This window comes from Polaribacter sp. IC073, assembly GCF_007997075.1.
In the GTDB taxonomy this organism is placed as follows: Bacteria; Bacteroidota; Bacteroidia; order Flavobacteriales; family Flavobacteriaceae; genus Polaribacter.
The window spans coordinates 1-15,885 of the sequence record NZ_VORS01000017.1 but is presented as its reverse complement, the minus strand read 5'-3'; the positions used below and the strand labels follow the sequence as shown (position 1 = coordinate 15,885).

Below are 15,885 nucleotides of genomic sequence, written 5' to 3'. Positions count from 1 at the left end.
ACGTCTTACTAATTTTCACAGTATATACTCTAAAAAAAAAGAGCTAAACTCTAGGGAAAGTTTGGCTCTCATGCATTGATAATCTAGGGGGAATATTTTCTGTAGAATTTACTTGTTTTAGATTATTTACAAAACCCTTATCAACAAGTGCTTATTGATTGCTACACTACAAATATATTCATTATTGTAAAACTATAAAATAGGTGATTTTCTTAATTTCTACATTTTAATTGAGACGCCACTAATTTCATCAAAATTGTCAAGCTCGATATTTTACAGTTTTAAATCAGAAAAACGTTCAAAACAATAAAATTGCTATGAGAACTAGTATTTATTAACGTGTATCTAGAAAACAAATAAAAGGAAGAGGTATTACTGGTTTTAAATTCTAAAAATGCTTAAAATACGTCTTACTAATTTTCACAGTATATACTCTAAAAAAAAAAGAGCTAAACTCTAGGGAAAGTTTGGCTCTCATGCATTGATAATCTAGGGGGAATATTTTCTGTAGAATTTACTTGTTTTAGATTATTTTACAAAACCCTTATCAACAAGTGCTTATTGATTGCTACACTACAAATATATTCATTATTGTAAAACTATAAAATAGGTGATTTTCTTAATTTCTAATACTAATTAAGTTTTTTATAAGCTATACTTAAAACCAATAAAACCACTAATTATATACTCGTTTTTTGAATTATAAAGAACTTTTAAATCTTTTCGATGAGTTAGTTGTTGCGTACAAATAAGCTTCCATCGGTTGTTTATCTTATAATTTAGTTCTCCGCTAAGACTTATGCTAGAAAAGCCTTCTTTGTCCCTATAGATCTTTCCAAAATCTACATAGGCACCAGCGCCTATTTTTCTATAAATACTTTTAACAACATAACCTGCACCTAGGGCATAACGTTTAAAGTTCTTACCAACTAAATCGGCATACTCGACAGAAATATAGGTTGAAAAATAACTTTTTTTAAGACTGTAAACAGGAACTTCTATCTTAGATAAAAAATTAATCGTTAAAGGATCATTCCCTTTTTGATCTCCAACTAAGAACAGTCTTGCGTCTTGTTGTATAGAAATTTCTACATTGTTTTGTCCGAAACTGCATACTGCAATCATAAAGGTAAATGCAAATAGTATTTTTTTCATAATTGGGGGGGATTATAAAAATTAAAATAAGGTTTTAAAATATGTATTACGTAATACATTGCAAATGTATTTAAGAATCATGAGCCACCCAATAGGTATATTACTTAATTTATAACAAAACGGTGGTTTATTTAAAATCACCATCATTCCTGACACACCCTAAAAACATATAAAACAACACTTTATCTACAAAATATTGAAATATTACATTTTAGATACAATTATTTTTTTTCTATTCAAATAAGTTTTTACATAAAAAAGAAGCACTACAATTATTGAAATAACAGAATCTAAATGCTCACTTATTTTTTGATATGCTATAAATTGACGACAACTTTAGAGAATGTTATCGAAACTGTTTGTTAAGATTAATGGTTTATTAAAAAAAAAATCCTGCGCTCTTCAAAAGTAATAAATAAGGAGTCTATTTATAATACTTTAGAAAAATGCAGGAATATTTTAATAAAATTAAAAACTAGTTTTAATTTTTACACTTTAGTTAACTTGTTTCATTCTACCTGTCCAGCTTCTACCACCTAATGTAGATTCATAATAAATATAGCCACGCTTAATCTTAGTGATTTTCATGTGCAATTTAATACCACTTGTAAAAGGAAAGTTTGGTAAATTAGACTCTTTTAAAGTCATGTAACACTCATCACTAGCTGTCCATTCTATACTAGATTTAATAGCGTGTTTTTTATCGTTAAAATATTCTATATGTTCATCTTCAGTAAAGACCACCAAAACTTCATTCCCTTTGTACTTATAAGTATAAGTAGTTTCTTCTAACATAGGCACTATTTCGTTTTTAGAAACATCGTGCATAATATTAATATTTTTTGGTGTGTTCATTGCAATTTCTTGAGCTTTAACAGAGAAAGCGATCATAGCAAATAAAAAGAATAGTTGTAATTTTTTCATAATAATAATTTAGGGGGTTATAAAAAATCAATAGTACATATACTAATTGTACACTACAAATATATTTAAGAACACAGAACCATCCAATAAGCAATTTCCTTAATTTTTAAATTAAGATGAAAAAGATTTTTAAAAAGTACTTTACACAAAAATTAATGTAATAGTATGAAAGAATCAATCGCTACTACTTCAGAGAAACTAATGCATAATACCTGCTTACTAAATAGAAATTAAACTTATACTTATTTGATAAAATCACCTTAATTATAATAATGAGATAAAAACTTAATAATTATACACACCAAATAAGATTTTTTTTTATCTTTAGAGTTAAACCTTGCATAAAGTATTTGGGTTTCTATATAACGCTGTTTAGCGCATTGTAAAAACATACTATGAAAAATATTTTAATAGCCTTTTTTATTAGCATTCTATTTTTATCGTGTAAAGACGAAGTTCCAGAGCCTTTAAGAGTTGGCATGTTAATTTGGCCTCCTAATGAATTTTTCCATTTGGCAGAAAGTTTAGGATACTACAAAGACAAAAACATTGAACTTATCGATTACAGAACACCATCAGAAGCAATAAGAGCTTATAAAACAGGTTTGCTAGATGCCGTTATTGGTACAGGTCATCTTTATTTAAAAATGAATGACAAGAATTTGGAAGACCGTATTTTAATGGTTATTGATTATTCCTCTGGAAGCGACCTTCTTCTAGCTAAACCAGAAATAACCTCTATGGAAGAGTTAAAAGGTAAAAAATTGGGAGCCGAAGCAAGTGCACTGGGTATTTTTGTGATGCTTCGTTTTTTAGAAATATACGGGCTTTCTCCCAACGACATTACCCATGTGCCAATAGATGTGTCTAACCAACCATTAGCCTACAAAAACGGACTTTTCGATGCTGTGATTACCTACGAACCATTTGCATCTGAAATGAAAAAGCAAGGAGCAGTAGAGTTATCCAACAGTAAAGAAATCCCTTTTGAAATTTCTGATGTTTTAATTTCTACACCAACTATAATAGCCCAAAAAACAGAGCAATTAACAGCCTTGTGTAAAGGTTACTTTGATGTAATAACTCTTTATAAAAAAAATGCTAAAAAGTTTACACCAAAACTTACAGCAAGACACAACATATCATCAGAAGATTTTATAAATGCTCTTGGCGGTGTTACTTTTTTAAACTTAAGTGATAACAAGAAGTTAATAGATACCACTGAATCTGGTTATTATAAAGCACTCTCTAAAGTGAATGAAAAAATGATTGCTTTTAAGTTAATTAATACGAAGCATAATGTTTCTGAACTAATTGATATGAGTATCGTAAAAAACATACATGATAAGAATTAAAAACTTTCCTTTAAGGTATAGTATTCCTCTAGGAATCCTTTTGTTTAATCTTCTTTTATTAACTGTAAACTTCTATAGTAGCAGACAAAACCTTACTTCAGAAACCATAAGAAGAACATCAGAGCAAATAAGAGAAACAGGCTTACTGCTTGGTACACAGGTAGAAAGTTCTCTACGAAACAAAAATCTTGCAGAAGCACGTAAAAGTGTAAATCAAATTAGTGGTTTTAAAAACATAACACATGTTTTGTTAGTTGATGAAAACCAAAATATTATTGCCGCCAACGATTTTCGGCTAGAAGGCCGGAATCTTTTACGAGTATCCGATAGTATTTTCCCAGGCATTATTAGACCTCAACTAAAAGATTCTAATGTAAAAATAGATTACGATGCGTCTAACCTAATTTTATATTCATACAACCAGATATTTATCGGAACTACAGAAGGTAACTTCTTACCCGATTTAACAGGACAATTAATTTTAACTAAAGACTTAACAGAAGAACTTTATATATTACAGCATGAAATCTGGTCGAAAGCAAAAATAAACTTCGTCCTATATCTTGCTTTTAGCTTTTTTTTATGGTTGATTTTTAATTTTCTTTTTTTAAAGAGAATTGTAGCCATTGTAAAAGGGTTTGATAACCCGACAAGGCTAAATAAATCTCTATTTGATGGAAGAGATGAAATTTCAGACCTTGCCAATGGTTTTTTAAAAATACACAACCAACTAAAAGAAACATTAACAAGGTACCAAACAATACTCAATGCCACCAGTGTTGCAATAGCAGAAGTAAATGTAAAAGGCGAGTATTTATTTGTAAACAAAACATGGCAAAATTTATTTGGATATACCTCTGATGAAGCCATAGGTAAGCAAACTAGTTTAATATTACATCCTAATGAAAAAAACACTTCCCTTTACCAACAAGTGTTGTCTGGTGAAATACTTCATTATACACAAGAGAGAAAGTACCAACACAAAAATGGAAACGAAATTTGGTGTGATTTGTATGTGAGTGATAATCTAGACGAAGATGGAAGCTTGCGCTCTGTTGTTGGAATAATGCATGATATTACAGAGAAAAAACAAGCGCAAAAAGAAATTGAAGAACAAGATAATAAATTTAAGTTGTTGTTTGATAGGATGAACCTTGGTGTTACTTATCAAAATGATAAAGGTGAAATAACAGATGTTAACCCTGCTGCAAAAACAATCTTAAGCGCTTCTTCAGAGCAACTGCAAGGTAAAATGTCTTCAGATTTAAATTTGAAAGCGATCCAAGAAGATGGTTCTGAATACCAAAAAAACAAGCATCCTAGTATATTGGCTTTAAAGACGGGAAAACCAATTTTAAATCAAATAATGGGAATATTTCATGCCAAAAATAACGAATATCGATGGATAAAGATTGACGCAATTCCGCAATTTAAAGAAGGTAAAAATGAACCTCACCAAGTATTTACCACATTTAATGATATTACAGATATTAAAAATGTAGAGTTTCTACTAAAAGAAAATGAGCAGCGCTATATGAAAGCCCAACAATTGGGTAAAGTAGGAAACTGGGAGTACAATGTACAAACTGAATTTTTATGGGGTTCTGACGAAACATTGCGCATTTTTGGCTTTGATCCTAAAGTTAATTATTTAGCAACAGATTTTGTCGGGGCATGTATTCCTAAGCGAGACATCATACGTCAGGCTTTAATCGATTTTATTGAAAAAGGAATAAAATTTGATATTGAATATGAAATCACTACAAAAAACGAAGGAAAGCGCAGAATAGTTCACTCAAAAGCAGAGTTAATTAGAGACCAACAAGGCAATATAATTAAAGTAATAGGGGTTCTTCAAGATATTACCGATAGAAAGAAGGCCGAAATTCAACTTAAAGAAAGCGAAGAAAAGTTCTATAAAATATATAAAAACAGTCCGAATGCAATAATACTAACAAAAGCAAATAATTATGAAACTGTAGATGCTAATAACGCAACAATAAAGATTACCGGCTATACTTTAAAAGAATTGAATGACATGAAAACCTCCGGGAGAACTTTATTTGAATCGAAAGATGCTCGGAAAAAATATATAGATAAGGTCATTAAAAATGGAAGTGTAACAAATTACGAAGCTAATTTTATTACAAAATCTGGAGAAAGAAGAATTTGGCTAGCTTCAGGAGAAACAATTCAAATTAATAATGAAAGATATATTTTAGGAATTATAGAAGATGTAACAGAAATACGAAAGGCCCAGTATGAATTAAATAAACAAGCCGAATTTACGTTTGCGATGACAGAAAACCAGCCAGCAGGTATAGTCGCTTGTAATGCCGAGGGTAAATTAGTGCTATTTAATAAAGCTGCTAAAGAGTGGCATGGTATTGATGTTTTAAGAATACCCCAAGAAGAATGGGCGGAAAATTATGGATTATATAAAGTAGGTTCTAAAACAGTACTTAAAACTCATGAGATTCCGTTGATACAAGCTTTTAATGGAAAGAAGATTAAAAATCTCGAAATGATTATTAAATCTAAAGGTCAAAAACCACGAATAGTTACCTGTAACGGTACTCCGTTTTTTGATTCTAATGGCTTTAAGATAGGTGCAGTAATGGTGATGACCGACATTTCACATCAAAAATTAATAGAAGATAATTTAAAACGAAATAAATCTGAAATAAAAAATGCACTTATCGAAGTAGAACGAAGTGAGTTTCTTTTAAATGAATCAGGCAAAATAGCTAAAATTGGTGCCTGGGAGTTTAACTTGGCTTCACGAAAAACCCGTTGGTCCGACCAGGTGTTTGATGTTTATGCCCTTCCTATTGGGAACGTTCCAACGCTTGAAGAAATTACTGCTTATTTTATTGAAGGTTCTAAAGAGGTTTTAGAAAACGCAGTTGAAGAATGCATTACACTAAAGAAAAGGTATGAATTAGAACTAAGGTTTCAAAACGCAAATAATGAAAAATTATGGGTAAATGCAATTGGATACCCTGTTACTAATAAAGCAGGAGAAGTAACCAGCTTACGAGGCATAATACAAGACATTACAGAACAAAAACAAACAAGGGAGGAAATTGAAAAAACTGAAGAATTATATCGTTTACTAGCAAATAACGCCAATGACTTAGTCTGTTTACAAGAACCAGACAGTACTTTTAAATACATTAGTCCTTCAATAAAAAACCTATTAGGCTACGAACCATCAGATTTTTTAGGAAGACAAGTCTTTAATATCGTTCATAAAGACGATATCGACGACTTACAAACCGCGATGAATAAAAAAATATTTAGTAATGCTATGTCAGACGCTTATTCTTTTAGAGTTCGTCATAAAGAAGGGTACTTTGTTTGGTTAGAGTTTTTATCCACTCCGGTTTATAAAGACAATGAGATTAATTATTTTGTTACATCTGCTAGAGATATTTCACAATGGGTGTTGGCAAAAGAGGAAATTCAGAAATACCAAAGATCTCTGCAGGAATTAACTACTGAAATTACTATGATTGAAGAAAAACAAAAGAAAGAAATTGCTTCAAATATACACGATCATCTTAGTCAGTCTTTAGTTATTTCTAACATGAGGATTAATGAATTGAAGAAAAACCCTACTTTAAAACTAATTCAAGAAGATTTAAAGTTTATAGAATCTCATATTACAGATGCTTTAGAAAATAGTAGAAAAATTACGTATGAACTTTCACCTCCCGTATTATATCAACTGGGTATTATAGAAGCATTACATTGGTTACTTGAAGAGGTAGAAAATACTCATAAAATTAAGTGTCAATTAAATAATAATAATAATATTTCTCATATTAAATTAAGTGATGAAGCGTCTATTTTACTTTATAGAAGCATACAAGAGGTTATTACAAATGCAATAAAACACGCAAAAGCATCCTTAATTACCTTAGATTTCGAAAAAAATGAATTTGGGGTTAATATTTTTATAATTGATAATGGCCTGGGGTTTGAAGCTTCTGCATTAGATCACCTTAAAAATCATTCTGGTTCTGGTTTTGGTTTATTTACGGTGAAAGAACGAATTAGAAATATACGCGGAGAATTTACTATTTCTTCAGAAATAAATAAAGGAACCACCATTAAAATATTTGTCCCTTTACCTTAATAACTTAAATAAATAATAATTGAAGACAACTCTTGTGAATTTTTAAGGAAGTGAATCTTTTTTATTTAATGAACTAGTATCTATTCATACTATTTGTGCTTTAAATTAAGACTGATAAACTTTATTCCTTCAAATTTCATTAAACCTTCTATTAAAAAGAGCAAAAAAGTATAAATACCATTTATAAAAGCGGTAAAAAGAGCTGAAAAATATTTTTTTTATTAGCTAACTGTTTCAGTATGAAAGCTATTAAAAAAAAGTTTATTTTTTGTAAATAAAACGCTTGCAGATGTTAAAAAACATTCTATATTTGCAGCTCTTTACCACGCGAAAGTAGCTCAGTTGGTAGAGCGTCAGCCTTCCAAGCTGAATGTCGCCAGTTCGAACCTGGTCTTTCGCTCAAAAGACTTCATAAATTTTATGAGGTCTTTTTTTTTGCTTTCAATTTAACTAAAAATATCAAAATTGGGGATCAAGTTGGATCAACTCAAAAAGTTGTGGGTCTTTATAATTTAGCATCCCTATTTGAGGGTTTCTCACACCTCTAAAAAGAGTCTAAAAGTAAAAATGAGCAATGCTATTATCGCATTTAAACAAGCCTTAAAAAGGCTTCAATTCTTCTTTTAAAGAAGATTCTTTATTTTAAGCAGGTAATTCAAACATCTTTAAGTGTTTTTTTAAAATTCCTGAAGGAGTATTTTTAGTTTCATCAAAGATTCTAGTATCTCCAAATAAGATAAAACTATCTCTTGCTCTTGAAACAGCAACATTTAACATGTTTGGTTTATTATCTCTATCAAAAAACAACACACCTTCATCTTCATTGCTATAAACAGAACTAAACAACACAATATTACGTTCTGCTCCTTGAAGTGCATGCACGGTTCCTAGTTTTATATCATTCACTTTAAATCCAGATTGAATTAAAGCTTTAGATAATTCTGACTTCTGACTAGCAAATGGTGTTATAATACCCAAAACACTTTCAATAGTATCTATATTATAAGCGTTTTTTATGTCTTCCTTATGTCTATTTAGCCATAAAATAATCGCTTTAACCTCGTTTATATTATGACGACTGTTAAATTTTCGTTCACTAAACCCTTCTACATGATAAGCCATCATAGAAGCAAATATTTGATCTTTATGTGCCTTTCCTTTCATTGGTTTTAAAATTCCATCGTATGCTAATTCATTACAAAACCCAATAATTTCATCATTACACCTTCGATGCTCTAATAATAATAATCCGTTTTCTTTTTTAGTAACTAAAGGTGTTTGATATTCACAGGCATTTTGAGCCATTTTCATAATACTTCCGCTAGAAGCTAAAAAACCAATTTCATTTAAATAGGAAGTTTGCGATTGATCTTTGACAATATTTTGATCAACTAAATTTCCAAAATCAATTTTTGGCGGAATAGACCAAATAGGTTCTATCTGTTTTAAATCTCCAACAACTATTGCTTTTTGTGCTAATGAAAATATCGGAATACTAACTTCGGGTGTTACTTGGCCAGCTTCATCAATAATCAATAAATCTAGAAAATTAAATAAAGGAAGGTATTCGAAAATCGGTTTTCCTTCTTCATTTTCACCTTGATACTGGCTGTATAAAAAATGGGTAGGTGCCATGTATAAAGTTGCAACAAAACAAGGCGTAAGCATCGCTCTTCGTTTCCATTTTGCCATTACCGTTTTTTCACCAGTTCCTTTTTCTGTTTCGTTTTCTAAAACATCTTCTGTTTCTAAAAGCCATCTTGCTTCCCAATAATGAGTTGCTAATAAAAAAGCCTTATGACGCAAACTTAAATCTATTTCATCATAAAAAAAACGATGTGTTTTATCATCAGACTCCATTTTCTCATACTCAAACTCCCACATTTGTTCTTCTGAAATAAAAGGATATCCTGTAATATTATTTTGATGTTTCCAATTCTTCAATTTTAAGTTTGAAGACAAAGCCAGATTAAGGTCTGCAATGCATTTTTTTATAAAAACGAGCGCAGTTTTCTTATCTGTAAGTGTTTCGTCATTAACAATAAAAAGATGTTCTGAATTTGGGGCGTTTGCTTCCGAAGAAACTTTAAAATAACGTTTTATTTCATTGATAAATTTCTCTTCCTTCGAATACGATTTTATCTTGGTAATAATGGTTCTCCATTCTTGCAAGTTTAATATTTGAATTGCATTTTTTTTAATATGATTTTTATCGTGAAGTAGTAAATTATTTACTTTTTCAATAGAAAGTAAATAATTTTGAGAGATGCGCACTCCGTCTATTAAATTGTCTTCTAAAATTGAAATTTCTTCTTGAAGATGTTCACAAGCAGCTTCTAGTGAGTCTGCTTTAAATCCAAAATAATCAAAATAATTACTAAAATAAAAATGCTTCGCCTCCAGTAAATACGCTTCGTTTTCTAAATCACATAAAGTCCCTTCATTCCCAAACATGTTTCCTTTTAGATAATTTATATCTTTTAAAGATTTTTCACTTTTAGAGTTTGAAGGCAAATAAGTTGCATACCCATTAAAACCAGGAATCCAGCGTTCTGCTAGGTTTTCCATGTCACTTTTAGAATTGATAAAACTATCTATAATATTTGTTACTGCTTGGTTATTTGTAGAACACGCTAAAATAACAGGCGCTTCCTCCCCTTTAATAGCTGCTCTCACAACTTCTGTAGCAACCAAACTTTGTAATAAAGTAGTTTTCCCGGTTCCTGGTGGGCCATTTACTGCTGTAATAGCATTTTCTTCCGCAGTAAAATAAGATAGTAAGGTTTTTCGCTGACTAATAGAAAGCGGAAATTCATTAGACATTTGACCTAAATGCAAATGATTGAAATCTAAGAAACCTTTATCGGTAATTGGATCTCTTCGTTTCCTATTATTTGGATTTATTATTTTTGAAATTAACGGAAGTTCTTCGGCTATATTCAGTAAGTTTTCATATAAGAAAAGAATACTTTTTGCTGCTGAAATCTTAGAACTTCTAGCAAAATAGGTAGCTTTATGATTTGTTGTATATCCGTCGACTTTATAACTATTTATACCTCCATAAGTAATTTCAGAAAAAACCTTATTAACATAATTCCAATAAGCACCCCATTCTATTTTCTCATTTTCAACTGCTGGTTTTTCTATAGCTCTTGCTGCTGCTATTGTTTCTATTGAAGAAAAAATAAAATCATTTCCAACCTCTGCAATTGGATCTAAATAATTACGAACTATTAATGGAAATATTTCTCTCGGAGCAGATAATTGACCCAAGCGATTTACGCTGGCAGTGATCCAAAACGGATGAATTGTTTTCTGTTTGAAACTTGTGTCATTCGATTGAAAGTCTAATTGAAAAGGGGCAATAATAATTTCAGCATCGAATACTTTATGCCAATTCGCACTTTCTTTTTTGGTGATTCCTTTAAGCCTATTAATTCTCTTCTCTTCGAAATCGAGCATTTCTGCAGCATTTTCCGGATTAATAGTTGCCGTGCTTAAATCGCAATAATTTTGATGAAATAAATTTTTGATTCTAGAAATGTCTACCGCTAAATTTTCACTATCAGTTAAACTATTTTTATAATAATTTAACCAGTTTTTTATGTTGCTCATGTATTTTCTAGAATTCGTAGTTAGTAGCTTAAAAAAAATTGAGCGCGAATATATACTTTTAGATGTTTACTCTTATTGAATTTGATGGCATTATTAAATGAAAAAAAGAAACTAATTCGTTAATTACTGAACGCTAACTTATTAATCATATTTTAATTTAATGGGGAAGTAATGTTCTTTTTGAAGGGATTTTTGTTTGGCGTAGTTTTTACTGAAGCGATACTTTTTGATTGAGTTTCATTGGTATACCTAAAGAAAAAATGATAGCCCTAATTGTGTGCCTAAAAAGATCGTATTTGATTAATTAGTTGATTGAAGTAAAAATGAGAAAGATGTTGCAAACACCTATAAACCCTTACAAAACCTATAGAAAACAAAAAAGCCTCACATTTCTGTGAAGCTTTAAGTGAGCCCTGAAGGATTCGAACCTTCTTCAATTTTATTAGTATTTATAGGTCTTTCCACTACTATTTTACATGAGGTATCCCTAAAAGTATGCCTTTTTATTTAACTAAATTCTTATTAAATTTTATTTTCTTATTAGGTTTTAAAAGAAATTTAATACTTTTAAGAGAAAAACCATGATTAAAAGAACACTTTTCTTTGAAAATAAATGCTCTTTAACAACAAAGTATGAGCAATTAGTAATAAAAGTACTTGATAGAGAAAAAACAATTCCAATAGAAGATATTGGTTTTATCGTTATAGAAAATCAGGAAACTTATATTTCTGTACCTGCACTCTCTAAACTCGCTGCAAATAACGTAAGTGTTATCTTTTGCGATAACAAACATTTGCCACAAAGTATGTTGTTAAATTTAGATAACCACCATATACAACAAGAATTATTTACATATCAAATTAATGCCTCAGAACCATTAAAAAAGCAGTTATGGCAACAGGTTATAAAGCATAAAATAGTAAACCAAGCAATACTACTAAGCAAAAGAGGTAAAAATAACACTCCTTTAAATCACTATCAAACAAAAGTTTTAAGTGGTGATAGTGATAATAGAGAAGCTGTAGCAGCTGCTTATTATTGGAAAAATATTTTTGATTTTAAATTTAAAAGAGAAAGGACTGGTGCTTACCCCAATCTATTTTTAAATTATGGATATATAATTTTAAGAGCAGCAGTTGCAAGGGCTCTTTCTGGTAGTGGTTTATTAAATACTTTGGGTATTCATCATCATAATAAATACAATGCTTTTTGTTTGGCAGATGATATTATGGAGCCCTATAGACCTTTGATTGACGCAAAAGTTTTGGAGCTAATAGATAAGTATGATGAGCACGATTTAATTACACCTATAAAATTAGAATTATTGAGTGTACTTACACAAACAGTATATTTTGAAGACATTAAAAGCCCCTTAATGGTTGCTTTAAGCAGAACAACAAGTTCACTACAACAATGTTTTGCAGGGAAATCTAGAAAGATTTTGTACCCTAAATTATGGATTTAAATAATTATAGAGTTATGTGGTTATTTGTGTTTTTTGATTTACCAACAGAAACTAAAAAAGATAGAAGAAATGCACAACAATTTAGAAAAAACCTACTAAAAGATGGTTTTACTATGATGCAATTTTCTGTCTATATGAGACACTGTGCAAGTAGTGAAAGTGCAGATGCTCATGAAAAAAGAATAAAAGCACTATTACCTCCTTATGGAAAAGTAAGTATTTTAAGAATTACAGATAAGCAATATGGAAATATAATGAATTTTTGGGGTAAAGTAGAAACACTCAAAGAACCACCACCAATGCAATTAGAACTTTTTTAATAGAAAACAAAAAATGCTTCAAGCAAAGCAATTATATCTCTGTAAGAAGCATTTTTTATGTACGATATTTCTATTTAATTCTTTGATTATTAGAAGCTAACACAGCAACTAATATCGTTTTTTCTAATCTTTAATCAAACCACAACAAGCAGTTAACTTAATAAATAATTACAAGCAATATCGTTTTTTCTAATCTTTAATCAAACCACAACTTTGAAGACACCGTTCTTACCACTTTAGACAATATCGTTTTTTCTAATCTTTAATCAAACCACAACTATTGCTGTAATGCTCATTTTAGTGCAGCGAATATCGTTTTTTCTAATCTTTAATCAAACCACAACTCTACGACAAGAGTAAACGCAAGCCTGTTGAATATCGTTTTTTCTAATCTTTAATCAAACCACAACTTGCTGTTAATAAAAGTTGGGTGCAATTAAAATATCGTTTTTTCTAATCTTTAATCAAACCACAACCCTGAAACCTTATAAGAAACAAGAAGCACAAATATCGTTTTTTCTAATCTTTAATCAAACCACAACTCTAGTAGAGTTTCACTCGCTATCTCAAGAAATATCGTTTTTTCTAATCTTTAATCAAACCACAACAGCGTGACTTGATACCAACAATGGACGGTAATATCGTTTTTTCTAATCTTTAATCAAACCACAACAGCGATGTTGCTTTAGATGCAATGAATAAAAATATCGTTTTTTCTAATCTTTAATCAAACCACAACTGTTTTAGGTGTGAAAGTTTAACGTTTAGAAATATCGTTTTTTCTAATCTTTAATCAAACCACAACACCAAAAGCTGTAATTGATGATGGAATTATAATATCGTTTTTTCTAATCTTTAATCAAACCACAACTGTGGGATTGTTTAGAATTTACCGGAGACTAATATCGTTTTTTCTAATCTTTAATCAAACCACAACTAGTACGATTAAAACTATTCTTTTTCACTCAATATCGTTTTTTCTAATCTTTAATCAAACCACAACAGCGTACAGTTATGACCAAGTTATAATTAAATATCGTTTTTTCTAATCTTTAATCAAACCACAACGTTGTATTTACAAAACCCGAGTTAGTGAGTAATATCGTTTTTTCTAATCTTTAATCAAACCACAACCATCTAGCATCTTGCTCACACCAAAAATTAATATCGTTTTTTCTAATCTTTAATCAAACCACAACCCGTTAAACGATAAGAGAAACGGACAAGCAAATATCGTTTTTTCTAATCTTTAATCAAACCACAACAATTAAAGGCTAAATTAAGAGCTTTAAATAAATATCGTTTTTTCTAATCTTTAATCAAACCACAACCTCAAACGCTAACAAACCAAAGTTACAGCAAATATCGTTTTTTCTAATCTTTAATCAAACCACAACATTCGATGACGCTCTAAACCAACACTACAAAATATCGTTTTTTCTAATCTTTAATCAAACCACAACCTATCCCTGTTTTTCAATACCTTTTAATTTAATATCGTTTTTTCTAATCTTTAATCAAACCACAACCGGTTAATCCCTTTGTAAATCCATCACCTAAATATCGTTTTTTCTAATCTTTAATCAAACCACAACCAAATAAGGTCTAGGTTGTAGGTTAATTTCAATATCGTTTTTTCTAATCTTTAATCAAACCACAACCATTCAAGATGATATGAGAAATTCAAAATTAATATCGTTTTTTCTAATCTTTAATCAAACCACAACTATTGGAGCGCAAACAGAAAACGCTACTAAAATATCGTTTTTTCTAATCTTTAATCAAACCACAACCAAATAAGGTCTAGGTTGTAGGTTTATTTCAATATCGTTTTTTCTAATCTTTAATCAAACCACAACAATGCAAAAGAGTTTTAAAAGATTACGGAAATATCGTTTTTTCTAATCTTTAATCAAACCACAACTCATTGTTAGCTCCTAAAGTAACATTTGAAATATCGTTTTTTCTAATCTTTAATCAAACCACAACTGCTAAATTAAAGGCATTAAAAGAAACTAAATATCGTTTTTTCTAATCTTTAATCAAACCACAACTTGTAGTTAATTCCTGCTGCTACTAATTCAAATATCGTTTTTTCTAATCTTTAATCAAACCACAACTACTACTAAAGGTGAAAAAGTAGAAAGTGTAATATCGTTTTTTCTAATCTTTAATCAAACCACAACCACATTACAAAACAATCTAACAACAGAAGAAATATCGTTTTTTCTAATCTTTAATCAAACCACAACCATGGTAAATTAACTTTCACAAGTCCGAAAAATATCGTTTTTTCTAATCTTTAATCAAACCACAACTAAAGAAATTGAAATAATAAAATATAAGTAAATATCGTTTTTTCTAATCTTTAATCAAACCACAACTACTTCATCTTATTTGTTCGTTTCATATAGAATATCGTTTTTTCTAATCTTTAATCAAACCACAACTGAAACATAGTAAGGGCTTCTTAAATTAAAATATCGTTTTTTCTAATCTTTAATCAAACCACAACTTTATTTAGTTTAATTGATGAGATAGAAAAATATCGTTTTTTCTAATCTTTAATCAAACCACAACCGCCACCTTGCCCAACACATAGTAGGGTTAAATATCGTTTTTTCTAATCTTTAATCAAACCACAACTATTAATGGTAACTACTTAGAATTAACAGAAATATCGTTTTTTCTAATCTTTAATCAAACCACAACCATATCCGTAACTTCCTAAATCTCTCTTTAATATCGTTTTTTCTAATCTTTAATCAAACCACAACTAATTGGGGTAATGGTGGTGGTGCTACAACAATATCGTTTTTTCTAATCTTTAATCAAACCACAACCTTACTGCTAATAGTTTTAGTGAGGAGGTAAATATCGTTTTTTCTAATCTTTAATCAAACCACAAC

The 15,885-nt window shown here is 29.9% G+C and carries 7 protein-coding genes, 1 tRNA gene and 1 CRISPR repeat array; of the genes, 5 read left to right on the top strand and 3 right to left on the bottom strand.

Features of this window, described 5'->3' with window-relative positions; all coding sequences use genetic code 11:
- Window positions 1-645: 645 nt before the first annotated feature.
- Both ES045_RS15975 and ES045_RS15970 read right to left on the bottom strand, forming a co-directional pair.
- Window positions 646-1,155, bottom strand: a complete 510-nt coding sequence (locus ES045_RS15975; RefSeq protein WP_147117281.1) for a hypothetical protein — start codon at window positions 1,153-1,155, stop codon at window positions 646-648.
- 495 nt (window positions 1,156-1,650) lie between these two features.
- Window positions 1,651-2,079, bottom strand: a complete 429-nt coding sequence (locus ES045_RS15970) for a hypothetical protein (RefSeq protein ID WP_147117280.1) — start codon at window positions 2,077-2,079, stop codon at window positions 1,651-1,653.
- A gap of 395 nt (window positions 2,080-2,474) precedes the next feature.
- On the opposite strand from ES045_RS15970, the gene ES045_RS15965 reads away from it, so the two are divergent.
- From ES045_RS15965 to ES045_RS15955, 3 genes are all read left to right on the top strand, one after another.
- Window positions 2,475-3,434 carry an ABC transporter substrate-binding protein gene (locus tag ES045_RS15965; protein ID WP_147117279.1) on the top strand — a complete coding sequence of 320 codons (960 nt, stop codon included), beginning with the start codon at window positions 2,475-2,477 and terminating at the stop codon, window positions 3,432-3,434.
- The gene (locus ES045_RS15960) at window positions 3,421-7,575 is read left to right on the top strand and encodes a PAS domain S-box protein (RefSeq protein ID WP_147117278.1); all 4,155 of its coding nucleotides are present in this window, start codon (window positions 3,421-3,423) and stop codon (window positions 7,573-7,575) included. The genes ES045_RS15965 and ES045_RS15960 overlap by 14 nt, the downstream gene beginning before the upstream one ends.
- 327 nt (window positions 7,576-7,902) lie before the next feature.
- Window positions 7,903-7,975 (top strand) — tRNA-Gly (locus ES045_RS15955).
- Between the two features lie 242 nt (window positions 7,976-8,217).
- On the opposite strand, the gene ES045_RS15950 is transcribed toward ES045_RS15955, so the two are convergent.
- Window positions 8,218-11,190, bottom strand: a complete 2,973-nt coding sequence (locus tag ES045_RS15950) for a DEAD/DEAH box helicase (protein WP_147117277.1) — start codon at window positions 11,188-11,190, stop codon at window positions 8,218-8,220.
- 581 nt (window positions 11,191-11,771) lie between these two features.
- Here ES045_RS15950 and cas1 point away from each other — a divergent pair.
- Window positions 11,772-12,656, top strand: coding sequence for a type II CRISPR-associated endonuclease Cas1 (gene cas1 / locus ES045_RS15945; RefSeq protein WP_147117276.1), 885 nt, complete (start codon window positions 11,772-11,774; stop codon window positions 12,654-12,656).
- A complete protein-coding gene (gene cas2, locus ES045_RS15940; RefSeq protein ID WP_147117275.1) occupies window positions 12,647-12,976 on the top strand; it encodes a CRISPR-associated endonuclease Cas2 in 330 nt (109 codons plus the stop codon). The genes cas1 and cas2 overlap by 10 nt, the downstream gene beginning before the upstream one ends.
- 110 nt (window positions 12,977-13,086) lie before the next feature.
- Window positions 13,087-15,885: a CRISPR direct-repeat array (repeat unit 36 nt; unit sequence AATATCGTTTTTTCTAATCTTTAATCAAACCACAAC).

Coding starts and splice junctions, on each gene's coding strand:
- ES045_RS15975 (WP_147117281.1), bottom strand. CDS start 1,155: ATGAAAAAAATACTATTTGCATTTACCTTTATGATTGCAGTATGCAGT.
- ES045_RS15970 (WP_147117280.1), bottom strand. CDS start 2,079: ATGAAAAAATTACAACTATTCTTTTTATTTGCTATGATCGCTTTCTCT.
- ES045_RS15965 (WP_147117279.1), top strand. CDS start 2,475: ATGAAAAATATTTTAATAGCCTTTTTTATTAGCATTCTATTTTTATCG.
- ES045_RS15960 (WP_147117278.1), top strand. CDS start 3,421: ATGATAAGAATTAAAAACTTTCCTTTAAGGTATAGTATTCCTCTAGGA.
- ES045_RS15950 (WP_147117277.1), bottom strand. CDS start 11,190: ATGAGCAACATAAAAAACTGGTTAAATTATTATAAAAATAGTTTAACT.
- cas1 (WP_147117276.1), top strand. CDS start 11,772: ATGATTAAAAGAACACTTTTCTTTGAAAATAAATGCTCTTTAACAACA.
- cas2 (WP_147117275.1), top strand. CDS start 12,647: ATGGATTTAAATAATTATAGAGTTATGTGGTTATTTGTGTTTTTTGAT.